General features: G+C 31.7%; 12 protein-coding genes. All 12 read right to left on the bottom strand.

Going from position 1 to position 12,393, the window contains the following annotated elements; all coding sequences use genetic code 11:
* Positions 1–13 precede the first annotated feature (13 nt).
* On the bottom strand, positions 14–730 hold the full coding sequence (locus tag CKL_RS04300) for a TIGR03936 family radical SAM-associated protein (RefSeq protein WP_012101255.1): 717 nt from the start codon (positions 728–730) through the stop codon (positions 14–16).
* Positions 699–2,552, bottom strand: coding sequence for a TIGR03960 family B12-binding radical SAM protein (locus CKL_RS04295; RefSeq protein WP_012101254.1), 1,854 nt, complete (start codon positions 2,550–2,552; stop codon positions 699–701). Before CKL_RS04295 ends, CKL_RS04300 begins: the two co-directional genes overlap by 32 nt.
* Positions 2,553–2,694: 142 nt before the next feature.
* Complete coding sequence (locus CKL_RS04290) at positions 2,695–3,540, bottom strand: M50 family metallopeptidase (RefSeq protein WP_012101253.1); 846 nt, start codon at positions 3,538–3,540, stop codon at positions 2,695–2,697.
* 18 nt (positions 3,541–3,558) lie between these two features.
* Positions 3,559–3,924 carry a hypothetical protein gene (locus CKL_RS04285; protein WP_012101252.1) on the bottom strand — a complete coding sequence of 122 codons (366 nt, stop codon included), beginning with the start codon at positions 3,922–3,924 and terminating at the stop codon, positions 3,559–3,561.
* 194 nt (positions 3,925–4,118) lie between these two features.
* Positions 4,119–5,240: a rod shape-determining protein RodA gene (rodA, locus tag CKL_RS04280; RefSeq protein WP_172634792.1), complete on the bottom strand. Its 1,122-nt coding sequence runs from the start codon at positions 5,238–5,240 to the stop codon at positions 4,119–4,121.
* Between the two features lie 72 nt (positions 5,241–5,312).
* Complete coding sequence (gene minE, locus CKL_RS04275) at positions 5,313–5,579, bottom strand: cell division topological specificity factor MinE (protein ID WP_012101250.1); 267 nt, start codon at positions 5,577–5,579, stop codon at positions 5,313–5,315.
* Positions 5,580–5,592: 13 nt separating this feature from the next.
* The gene (gene minD, locus CKL_RS04270; protein WP_012101249.1) at positions 5,593–6,390 is read right to left on the bottom strand and encodes a septum site-determining protein MinD; all 798 of its coding nucleotides are present in this window, start codon (positions 6,388–6,390) and stop codon (positions 5,593–5,595) included.
* A 14-nt stretch (positions 6,391–6,404) separates the two neighbouring features.
* Positions 6,405–7,034: a septum site-determining protein MinC gene (gene minC, locus CKL_RS04265; protein ID WP_012101248.1), complete on the bottom strand. Its 630-nt coding sequence runs from the start codon at positions 7,032–7,034 to the stop codon at positions 6,405–6,407.
* A 223-nt stretch (positions 7,035–7,257) separates the two neighbouring features.
* The gene (locus CKL_RS04260; protein WP_012101247.1) at positions 7,258–9,948 is read right to left on the bottom strand and encodes a penicillin-binding transpeptidase domain-containing protein; all 2,691 of its coding nucleotides are present in this window, start codon (positions 9,946–9,948) and stop codon (positions 7,258–7,260) included.
* A 39-nt stretch (positions 9,949–9,987) separates the two neighbouring features.
* Positions 9,988–10,479 (bottom strand): rod shape-determining protein MreD, encoded by a 492-nt coding sequence (mreD, locus tag CKL_RS04255; protein WP_012101246.1) that lies wholly within the window; start codon positions 10,477–10,479, stop codon positions 9,988–9,990.
* Between the two features lie 11 nt (positions 10,480–10,490).
* Complete coding sequence (mreC, locus tag CKL_RS04250; RefSeq protein WP_012101245.1) at positions 10,491–11,351, bottom strand: rod shape-determining protein MreC; 861 nt, start codon at positions 11,349–11,351, stop codon at positions 10,491–10,493.
* Positions 11,352–11,367: 16 nt separating this feature from the next.
* The gene (locus CKL_RS04245) at positions 11,368–12,378 is read right to left on the bottom strand and encodes a rod shape-determining protein (RefSeq protein WP_012101244.1); all 1,011 of its coding nucleotides are present in this window, start codon (positions 12,376–12,378) and stop codon (positions 11,368–11,370) included.
* Positions 12,379–12,393: the final 15 nt, after the last annotated feature.

Below are 12,393 nucleotides of genomic sequence, written 5' to 3'. Positions count from 1 at the left end.
TGAAAAATAAACTTTAATACATTTTTTCTACATATTCATATAATGGAATTAACCTATTTTCTAGTTCCCCATACATTTCCTCTCTCATTATATTAACAAAAGAATTTTCATCACAACCTCCAATATTATTTTGTATATAATTTGATAAAAATCCTGGTGACAAGTTATCAATACTTCCACAGGAAATAGTAGTATCTAGAACCAAACTATTGTGACAAATAGAATAATTCATATACTTTACCATCTTTTTTATATCTGTTTCCTGTTCCCCTTTTTTACTTCTTTTCAAGGTATTCCACTCTGCCATATTTATCAAATTGTTCATATGTGTTTCTATTTTATCAGTGTCCCTACAGGGTATTTGTATGCTATACTTGGCTGCCCTAATTGCTGCCATGGATTTAAATATCTTTTTATTTTCCACATTGTAGACTTTACTTGCTTTCAATATTTCTATACCTAAAGGAGCATTATTATTTAATTTTTCTAAAATTTCTTCCTTTGATACCTCCTCTTCAAAATATAAGTCCATATATTCTCCACAAGAATATATTCCCACAGCGAGGGGTTGTGCTATAGACATATTTATATGAGGGTTAAATCCTTTGGAGTATTCTACCGGAAGGTCTGTTCTCTTTATCATCCTCTGTATAGTTCTCATCAAATCCAGATGACCTATAAATTTTATACTATTTTTTTTACTGAATTTTATTAAATACTGCTCCTTCAAAGCATTTACCTCCTAAGTTAACATTCACCCCACAATTTTTGCATCCCTTTCTACAATCAGGAGTTACTAAAGCTTTTTTGGCTTTTTCATTTTCTTTTATTAAAAATTCCTTATCCACTCCTATGTCTATAAAATCCCAGGGAAGTATTTCATCATAATTTCTATTTCTGTAGATATAAAAATCTGAATTTACTTTACATTTCCGAAAAGCTTCCATCCACAATTCAAAATTAAAATATTCCGACCATCCATCGAATTTAGCTCCTTTTTCATAGGCTTTAACTAATACATCACACATTTTTCTATCTCCCCTGGCAAAAGCAGCCTCCAGGTAACTCACTGGTGTTTCATGCCAATTATACACTATGTTTTTGCTTTTTATAGAAGATCTTAAAACTTTAATTTTTTCCCTTATTCCCTCCATTTCAGCTTGAGCTGACCATTGAAAAGCTGTAAAAGGTTTAGGTACAAATATGGATGTACTAACCGTTACTTTAAGCCCTTTTTTTCTTATATTTTTGGGAATTCCAAAATACTGATCTACTACTTTTTGAGATACTTCTGCTATACCCTTTACATCTTCTACAGTCTCATAAGGAAGTCCTATCATAAAATACAATTTTATAGTGGACCATCCCGATAAAAATGCACTTTTTACAGAATTCATTAAATCCTCTTCTGTAACGCCTTTGTTTATTACATCTCTCATTCTCTGACTGCCCGCTTCTGGTGCAAAAGTTAGTCCTGTTTTTCTTACTTTTTGGATTTCATTTATAAGTTCCACAGAGAAAGAATCTATTCTAAGAGAAGGAAGAGATACTCCCACCTTTTCCTTTTCATATTTTTCAATAAAACTATAAACTAAATTTTTCAAATCAGAATAATCACATATGCTTAATGAAGTTAATGACACTTCCGAATAACCGGTATTTTTTATTAATTTATCCACCTGTTCTAGTAATTTTGATGTACTTTTCTCCCTTACAGGCCTATATATTATGCCCGCCTGACAAAATCTACATCCTCTTGTACATCCTCTAAAAGTCTCAAGAACTATTCTGTCATGTACTATATCAGTATAAGGTACTATAAGTTTATCAGGATACACCACATCATTAAAATTTTTAATTATCCTCTTAGTAACTTTTTTAGGTACATCTTCATAAATAGGTCTAAATTCTTTAATAGTGCCATCCTCATTATAATACACTTCATAAAAAGAAGGTACATATATCCCTTCTATATGGCACACATTTCTCAAAAATTCCTTCTTATTTCCCTTATAAACTTTGTATAAATCCATAACTTCATTTATTTGTTCTTCTCCTTCTCCTATAGAAAACAAATCAGCTATATCCCATAGTGGTTCAGGATTATATGCACAGGGTCCCCCACACATAATTATAGGCATATCTTCTCCCCTTTCGGAGGCTCTCACAGGCAATCCTGCCAAATTTAACATATTTAAAATATTAGTATAACTCATCTCATACTGCAGAGTAAATCCTATAAAATCAAAATCCCGTATCGGTTCTTTGCTTTCTAGTCCATACAATAATATATCATTTTTTCTCATGAGCTCTTCCATATCCGGCCAGGGTGTAAATACTCTTTCACAATAAGTATCTTCTCTTTCATTTAATATGTAATATAATATTTTCATGCCTAAATGTGACATACCCACTTCATACACATCCGGAAAACAAAATGCATAACGAATATCTATTTTTTCTTTATCTTTTATGTAAGAATTCATTTCACCTCCAATATAACGGCCAGGCTTTTCTACCTTAAATAATATATCATCAGAAATTCTATTCATTAAAATCCTCCTCTTAGGTATTCATCATTATATTTTAGCATACCCCTAAACAATTTAAAATGCAAAAACAGTGATATATTATCATCTGTAAATTTACTTAAATTACAAAAAAGTACAGATGCAAAAAGAAGCATGCTGTACTCTATCGATTCAACTTCATAAACTCTTCTATGGTTATATTTCCATATGATTTTAGAGCATCAATTATTTCCTCTTCATATATCAAATCCATCACATTCATTTCATCGTCTAGTACTGTAAATATGTTATATTTACCTTTATCAAACAATCCCATAGCTGTAAGAAGATTTTGTTTATAATATATAGATAAATTTCTGTTTTCAATATATCCTCTCTTTATAAATTTATATTTCTTTTTAATAATGTCTCCCATAATTATATAAGATGTCCTTTCATTTTCTTTCAAAGATGTAGTCATTATAAATGTAGCTATTATTCCAATGGTGAAATTATTATGTCCATTTAAAAATAGGAATACATAAACTAACATAAGCATTATTCCAATAATTATGCTTATTACTATGGTAATCTTATTTGCCATTCTATAGGGTATTTTAAGGTTTAGAATACTTCTTAGTATTCTTCCTCCATCTAAAGGAAATGCAGGTATTAGATTGAACAATCCTATGGCCAAGTTTATAGAAAAAAATACATAACAAAAATTAGAATATACGATTTTATACATAAAATAAAAAAGTCCACTGAAAATCAAATTAAATATGGGACCAGAAATCGAAATTATTAAATCCTCTTTTGGAAATGCTTCATCTAAATCTTTAAGTTTTATAACAGCTCCCACTGCTATGAATTCTATACCAAATCCAGAAAACTTATAATATCTAGAAAATAAATAATGAATAATTTCATGAAAAAAAACTACTATAGCTGTATAAATAATCTGCCCTCTATAACCTACTACAATCAAAAGTATTATATAGGGAATAAAGTATTTATTTATTTTAATCACAAAAATACCTCTTAAAATTTATTTTTCCCCATTAACCCTGAGTTCCTTAACTGTATTTTTTATTTTATCTTCAACATAATTTATATTGATACTATTAAATTGAGATTTTAACTTACTATAATTATAATTTTGATTTATTATGCTCTTAGAATAACTATATACATTTTTAGCCTGAGTATTTGAAGTTACTTTACATAATATAATGAATATAAATAATATCAACACTCCTATTAGCTCTCTTATAATTCTTCTTACTAAATAGTTTCCTTTTTTATTACAATAGTTTTCTTTATTATATGCTTTTCCTCCATAATAAGGTGAATAATTGAGTTTTCTCCTTAATGAGCCATAATATTTTTCATATTCTGAATCATAATATCCCACAGCATCCTCCTTTTTAAATAACATGCTACTTAATATATATTTAAGGGTATCACTATTTATGACTAGAATTTGGGACGGCTAGCCCAAGCATACTACTTTAAAAAGACTTTATAAAATTAAAAAATAAAAATTTTATAAAGTCTCTTTAAAATATATATTTATCATATTTTGATTATTACTTATTTTCACATGCCTTAAAAATTAATTTTCTTTCTTCTCATACCTATATTTAAAATAAGAGCTATACTTATAAACGCTGTTAAAATAGAACTTCCTCCATAACTCATAAAAGGTAATGTAATACCTGTTATAGGTAATAAACCTATGGTCATGCCCACATTTTGAAAAATAGAAAATAGCATGGAAGATACAATACCTACACACACCATGGAGCCAAATATATCTTTAGACTCTCTGGCTATATTTATAGAACGGTATATTACAACTCCATAAAATGCTATTAGTGAAAGTGCTCCTACAAGTCCCCACTCCTCTCCAACTACAGAAAAAATAAAATCCGTATGAGATTCTGGAACGTATCCCCCGGATATTTGAGTTCCTTTTAAGAAACCTTTTCCAAATATTCCGCCTGATCCAATTCCTATTTTTGACTGTGTAAGCTGAAGTGCAAAGCTTAACTGATATTTATCGGCATTGAATAGGGATATAATTCTCATTCTTTGATAATATGGTATAAGTGTGGTTTTCCAGGCTATGGCTACCACCAATGTCAATCCAAGCATTCCTCCAAGTATTACTTTTAAATCCAATCCTGAGATAAAAAATATCCCAAGTACAGTAAAGAAACAAACCATAGTCATCCCCATATCAGGCTGACTTACAATTAAAGCCATAGGAATAACCGCATACATTGTAAGCTTAAAAAAGTTTTTTAAATTATTGATATTTCCTTCCATATCATCTAATTCTTTTGCCAGCATCAGTATAATTCCTACTTTGGCAAATTCAGAAGGCTGCATAGTAAACCTTCCAATTTTAATCCATGAAGAAGCTCCATTTACCGTATATTGAAACATAGGAATACAGTTTATAACAAGTAAAAATACTCCAAACCAGTATATTATGGCAGCATAACTCTTTATTAAGGAATAATCTATTAAAAGTATAGAATAGATTAATACAAACCCCATAATTATCCAAATAATCTGAGACTTTAAAAATTGATTCCCATAACTTAGATGGGAAGCACTATATATATTTAAACTTCCAAATACACATATAATCAATACTGTAATAAGCATAGGAAAATCAAGCTCTCTCAAGAATCTTTTACTAATAGTAAGTTTTTCAAACAACATCTATATCCCTCCAATATAACTATAATGATTATACCACAGCAAAATAAAAAAGCCATGTATAATACACAGCTATTTATTATACTTAACTTTTTTTACAGGTATATTGGCAACAAGTGCTACTGGATCTTCCTCGACTTTCTCAGTAATCGTCATTCTAACATCTATTTCAGCATAGTTTATTTCCATATATTTTGAAAGTACTTTAAGTATATCTTCCTTTATATCTTCTAATACTTCCTGAGGCATACTGCATCTGTCATTTATAAGTATTAACCTCAATCTTTCTTTAGCTATATCCTTGGAAGATGGCTTGGAAAACGCCCTAAATAAATCCATTTCCCTACACTCCTTATTTAATACCAAATATTTTTTTTATGGATGAAAATAATCCTTCTTGCTCACTGCTTAAATCTATAAGAGGCACCTCTTCCCCTATTATTCTTCTTGCTATATTTCTAAAAGCCTGACCTGAGATAGCACTTTTATCTAATACTATTGGTTCTCCTTTATTAGTTGAAACAGTTATAGTTCTGTCATCTGGTACTACCCCTATAAGTTCTATAGCTAAACTATCTAATATGTCATTAACATCTAACATATCTCCACTTTTAGTCATCTTATAATTTATTCTATTTATTATAAGCTGGTGATTTTCAAGACCTTTAGCATCCAGTTTACCAATAACCCTATCAGAATCCCTAACAGAAGTAACCTCAGGATTTACTACTATCAATGCTCTATCTGCACCTGCTACGGCATTTTCAAATCCCTGTTCAATTCCTGCTGGACAATCTATTATTACATAATCATAACTGGCTTTTAGTTCATTCACTAAATTCATCATCTGTTCTGCACTTATATCTTCCTTATCTCTGGTCTGTGCCGTAGGTAAAAGATATAGATTAGGTAATCTCTTATCTTTTATAAGAGCCTGTTTAAGTCTGCATTTATTTTCTAGTACATCTAATAAAGTAAATACAATCCTATTTTCAAGCCCCATAAGAATATCTAGATTTCTAAGTCCAGTATCCCCATCTACTACCACTACACTTTTATTTAAAGCAGCCAATCCTGTACCTATATTAGCCGTAGTAGTAGTTTTTCCAACTCCTCCCTTGCCTGATGTTACTACAATTGCTTCTCCCATTTACACTACCTCCCTTAAATAAACTTATTAGGCAAATATGGTTCTACTATTATTATATTTCCTCTAATTTTAGCTACCTCTGGATATTGGGGTTTCATGTTATCTGGAGATCTAGTCACTAAATCAGCAATTTGAAGCATTTCTGGCTCCAAGGAAATTGCAGCAACTATTGCTTTGGAATTTCCTCCAAAACCCGCATGAGCATATCCTCGCAGTGCTCCAAATACTACTATATTACCCCCTACATATATTTCTGAGCCAGCATTTACATCCCCTATTATAACTATATTGCCAGGATAATTTACAACCTGTCCTCCTCTTATTGTTTTTCTCAAGAATTTAGTTCTACCCTCATAAATACCAGAAAATATTTTACTAGGTTTTTCATTGCTGTCTTCAAATATACAATCCTTTATCAAAAATTTTTCAAATAACACCTGTTTCAATCTTACAGATTGTTTTTCATTTATATTTTTTAAGTCTGTAATTATTTTTAAATTACATCCCTTATAAAACATCTTGCCTACTGAAAGCCTTTTTACTAAGGCCTCCAGCATTTCTTCAAAATCTTTAAATTTATTTATATTTATAACTATATTTATGCCCTCTTTATTACCCTTAACTAATATATTATTATCTATCATAAATTAGCCTCCATAAGTTACCTCATAATAATATTTCAACATTATTCACATAAATCCTCCCTATATTTTAACTTTATTTATCAAAAATTCTTGTATCCTTAAATTTCTTCGTATTTTTGAAAATATCTTACCTAAGCTAACTTTTATTTAAATACATAATACTACATTAATTATCATATATGAATTTGCGAATAGATTAATCTATTCGCAAATTCATATACTGTTATTCACCGGCATCTGAATTCTCTTCACTGTTTCCTTGATTTAAATTAAAATATGCAGAATAAATATCTCTAGCTATATAAGCAGAACCAGAGCCCATACCTCCGTCAAATACCACCACACATACAGCTATTTCAGGATTATCTAGTGGTGCATAGCCTACATACTCTGCATAGTCAGTTCTTCCAATTTGGGTTTGCTGTTCCTGACTTCCTATAGTTGCAGTACCTGTCTTTCCCGCAGTTTTTATAGGGAAATTTGCAAAAGCCTGGGATGCAGTACCTTTTTCATTAACTGCCTCCATTCCCGCTTTAACCGCCTCTATATTTTCGGCCTTAACCTCCGTCTTTTCAAGAACCTCCGGCTTAACCTCTTCAATAACATTACCATCAGAATCCAGAAACTTGTCTACTAGATGGAGCTTATATCTGGTTCCTCCGTTTGCTAACGTTGCAATATAATCTGCCATCTGAAGGGGAGTAAACTGGTTTAATCCCTGCCCTATAGCAGCATTTTCTATATTAGCCGGTACATCAAGCTGGGCATTGGCATCTGAAACAGCTGTGTAATATATGGCCTCAATTAAACTATTCATTTCTTTATCACTGATATCTTTTTTATTATTTGGATCTTCCTTGGTCAGTTCTGAAAATACTTCTTTATATTTTTCTTTATCAAAGGCATTACTTCCACCTTTTATAGAATTTTGTATCAAAGTTTTTATTTCCTTTTTCAATGCTTTAACTTTACTAGAGTCATTATCATTATCGTATAAATCTATTTTAACTACACTGTTTCCCTTGTCATCCAGTCCACTTTTAAGTAAGGACATAATTTTCCACAGGTAAGTATTTGCATAGGTATTTTCATTGGACTTAGTATTATATACCTGTCCAAATTTTTCTGGAATTTCTATGCCTGTAGCAGGTTTTTCTTCACTGCCTGTAGGTACTCCAAGTCCAAACTTCCAAGCATATTTAGCTAAGATATCATCTCCAAAAGTTTCTCTAATAAGCCTTGCCACTTCCATAAAATAGGGGTTACTGGATCTTTGTATGGCAGTTGTAAGGTTCACCAGTCCATTTGCTCCATCCAATTCAAATCTTACAAGTCTTCCCCCTTGGTTATAAGTACCATTATCATAATAACTAGAATAAGGTGTTATAACTCCACTTTCCAACCCTGCAATAGCAGTCATAGGCTTAAAAGTAGAACCTGGAGGTATTAGAGACTGAGTGGCATAATTATAAAAATGCTTTGCATATATATCATATACATCCTGTCTTATGGTAGTATTATTTTTTATGCTTTTATCAATAGGAAAAAGTATATTTAATACTTCATCCTCAGTTTTTCCAGGATAATTGGCCGTAATATTTCTTGCTCTTATATACTCCCTTCCAAACTCCTCTAAATCAGGATTAAAATATTTGTTGTATTGCTCCGTAGAAAGTTTTCCCGGCGTTGCAAAATCATTGGGATCATATCCCGGCCTGCTGGCCAGTGCTATTATAGCCCCGGTATTTACATTAATCACTACAGCTGCTCCTCTGGTTGCATTTGTAGTATCAGCTCTTTGCTGACCATAAGGATTCTGTCTTAATTCGGCCATCCTCTCATCCAGTGCCTTTTCTGCTGCCGCCTGCACATCCTTGTCTATGGTAAGCTGTACAGTTTGCCCTGGATAGGAATCCCTGCTGCCTAGTTCCTCAATTACTCTGCCATCTTTATTGAGTTTTACTATCCTGCCGCCTTTTGAACCTTTTAATCTATCTTCAAAAGCTGCCTCAATTCCCGCTTGCCCCACATAATCACTGCTTATATCATAGCCCTTGTCTGTATATTTTTCATAATTGGAGGCTATTTTTGATATGTATCCCAAAAAAGCAGAACCCAGTTCTCCATTTGGATAGGACCTTATGGGCTGAGTACTTACGTCTACTCCTGGAAGTTCATTTAACATCTGTAAAAATTTAAAAGCAGTATCTTTGCTTATGTTACTTGCTATTGTTACCGGTTTATAGCCTGAAAAACTCTGCATCTTTAAAGTATCTCTTATAATCATGAATCTTCTCTGCTCTTCCAGTGAATATCCATTTGGAATTTCATATTCCTTTAGGAGTGCTTTAAAGGTATCTTCTGCAGATATCTTCAAAAGTTCTCTGTTAACCTGTGTCTTTAAATCATCATCTGAAATATCTTCATTTTTACTTTTAATTTTTTTCTCTATGGCCTCATTTAATCCTCTATCTCTTTTAAATTTTACCTCCAAGGTATTTCGGGTATTTTCATCATCACTTCTAAATTCAAATCTAAATGGATTTACCTTAAGTTCAAAATCATCCTGCTGGCTTTCACCGTTTTCATCCAATATTTTAAATACCTTATCCATGGTAGCAAAAAATGTGCTGTCACTTTCATCTGTATTCTCATCTTCATCAGGCTGGTTATATACAAGTACGTAACCCTGAATGCTTGTGGCTAACTTATTTCCTTTACTATCTAAAATATCTCCCCGGGGAGCGGCATCAGGTATTTCTCTTATAGACTTATTGTTTGACTGTTCCTTATATTCCTTACCCTGCACTACCTGGAGGAAGAAAAGTCTCATAGCCATCGTTGTAAAAATTAATACCATAATTATTATAATAGTAGTATACCTTGTAATATTATGATGCTTTTTATTTTTCACAAAAATCACCTCCAATTATAAAGTGCCCTATTTTGACTTTTAGAACTTCCATTTAATCTGCATATACTCTTTATTACAAAGTTTATATATAGGTCTATACATGAAAATGCATAGTACCATATCATAAATACTTATAAAAAATACTTTACTTATATTTACATATATGCCATATAGATATAACAGTCCAAATACCAGAATACCTTTAAATAAAGCCAATAGAAAGCAAGAAATAACTGGAATAAGTCTTTTTTCTTTGAATATGTTGTCCCCTACAACTCCTGCTGTGACACATATTATCATATTTGTAAATGCATTTATTCCAAACCCCTGAGAAAAGTATACATCCTGTAATAGTCCCACAAATACTCCAAGCCATAATCCTTCCCACTTTCCATTTACAATAGAATAACAGATTATAAAAATGAAAAGGAGACTTGGATAAAAAGTTTTTATAGCAAAAAAAGGCATTAATACATTGTCTAATATAAACAAAATTATAGACAAGACACTTAATACTAATATTTTTTTCATTTTTCATCACCCTAGTATTTTATATCTATTTTATTTTTAGGGATTACTATAAGCAATTGTTGAATTTTGTCAAAATTCACATAAGGCTTTATTAAAGCATTTTTCATTACCTTTCCTTTATCCGTTTCCACATCTACTACAGTTCCAATTCTAATTCCATTAGGATAGGAATTATCAATTCCTGAAGTTAACACGCTATCTCCTTTTTTTACAGTAGATTCCTGGGGAAGATAATAAAGCTTAGCCAAAAACTTGCTCTCATCGCTTTTATAGCCTTTTACAATACCACTATTTATTACTCCGTTTTCATCTCCTGTTTTATTAACAGTTCCCCCCACTGCCATATTCTCATTAGTTAAGCATTGAACTATAGACCAATTTTTTTCCACATGTACAACTTGACCCACTAAGCCATCTGCAGTAACAGCTATCATTTGTTTTTCTATACCATCTTTACTTCCTCTATTTACGGCAACTTGGTCTAACATTCCGCTACTGCTTTTCCCTATTATGTCACAGCCTATATAATTGTATTCTTCTCTTTCACTTTTAAAATCTAACTCTTTTCTCAAATTAGAATTTTCATCTTTTAAAGTATTATATTCCACAAGCTTATTTTCTAGGGAACTATTTTTTTTCTTCAACTGTTCATTTTCTTTTTTAACATCAGAAAAATTTAGAATAAAGCTTATGGAGTCTTTTATTTTACTATTAATTTTATACAATCCTCCCTGAAGAGAATTAAAGGTAATACCTACACCATTTCTTATAACCGAATTACCATCACTCTTGAAACTAAAAGAAATTAGTACTAAAAAAATAATTGAGAGTATTATTATAGTTATTACAAGTTTATTTTTCAAAAATCGCATAACATATCACTCATAACTATTTTCTACTAGCTACTATTTTATCAATAGTATCTAATGCCTTTCCTGCGCCTAAGGCCACACAATCAAGAGGTGATTCAGCTATGTGTACTGGCATATGTGTCTCTATATTTATTAATTGATCTAATCCCTTAAGCATTGCTCCTCCACCTGCCAGCATGATTCCTTTATCCATTATATCCGCCGCAAGTTCCGGTGGGGTTTTTTCAAGAGTTGTCTTTATAGACTCAATTATTGACACTATAGGCTCCTTCAAAGCGTCTCTAACTTCACTTTCAGTTATATTTATAACTTTAGGTAATCCTGATATTAAATCTCTTCCTCTTATTTCCATGGAGTTCTCTTCTCCCATATCATATGCAGATCCTAATTGGATTTTTACATTTTCTGCTGTTCTTTCACCTATCATCAAATTATATTCCTTCTTTATGTAGCTTATTATACCTTGATCCAATTCATCTCCAGCAATTCTAAGTGACTTACTTGTAACAATTCCTCCAAGGGATACCACAGCAACCTCTGTAGTTCCTCCACCTATATCCACAATCATACTTCCTGTAGGTTCATGTACTGGAAGCCCCGCTCCAATTGCAGCTGCCATAGGCTCTTCCATAAGGAGCACATCTCTAGCTCCTGCATGTTTTGTTGCCTCTTCTATTGCCCTTTTCTCCACCTCAGTAACTCCAGAGGGAAAACATACAAATATTCTAGGACTTGTAAACGCTGACTTAGGACTTACCTTCTCTATAAATTTTCTAAGCATAGTATGAGTTATATCAAAATCAGCAATAACTCCATCCTTTAACGGTCTTATAGCTACTATATTACCCGGAGTCCTACCTATCATATCCTTTGCTTCATTACCTATGGCCATTACCTTTTTAACATTTTTATTTATAGCCACCACAGAAGGTTCCCTAAGTACTATTCCTTTTCCTTTAACATATATTAATGTATTAGCTGTTCCTAAATCAATTCCCATATCTCTAGATATTCCAAAAAAACCCATTTTTATATTTCTCCT

Source organism: Clostridium kluyveri DSM 555, from assembly GCF_000016505.1.
GTDB classification, from domain to species: Bacteria; Bacillota; Clostridia; order Clostridiales; family Clostridiaceae; genus Clostridium_B; species Clostridium_B kluyveri.
Note: the sequence above shows the minus strand (reverse complement) of the source record. Positions and strands in the feature narration are given on the sequence as shown.

Excerpts from the sequence above, each read along its gene's own strand:
- CKL_RS04295 (WP_012101254.1), bottom strand. The coding sequence starts at position 2,552 with ATGAATAGAATTTCTGATGATATATTATTTAAGGTAGAAAAGCCTGGC.
- minE (WP_012101250.1), bottom strand. The coding sequence starts at position 5,579 with ATGGATTTATTTAGGGCGTTTTCCAAGCCATCTTCCAAGGATATAGCT.
- minD (WP_012101249.1), bottom strand. The coding sequence starts at position 6,390 with ATGGGAGAAGCAATTGTAGTAACATCAGGCAAGGGAGGAGTTGGAAAA.
- minC (WP_012101248.1), bottom strand. The coding sequence starts at position 7,034 with ATGATAGATAATAATATATTAGTTAAGGGTAATAAAGAGGGCATAAAT.
- mreD (WP_012101246.1), bottom strand. The coding sequence starts at position 10,479 with ATGAAAAAAATATTAGTATTAAGTGTCTTGTCTATAATTTTGTTTATA.
- mreC (WP_012101245.1), bottom strand. The coding sequence starts at position 11,351 with ATGCGATTTTTGAAAAATAAACTTGTAATAACTATAATAATACTCTCA.
- CKL_RS04245 (WP_012101244.1), bottom strand. The coding sequence starts at position 12,378 with ATGGGTTTTTTTGGAATATCTAGAGATATGGGAATTGATTTAGGAACA.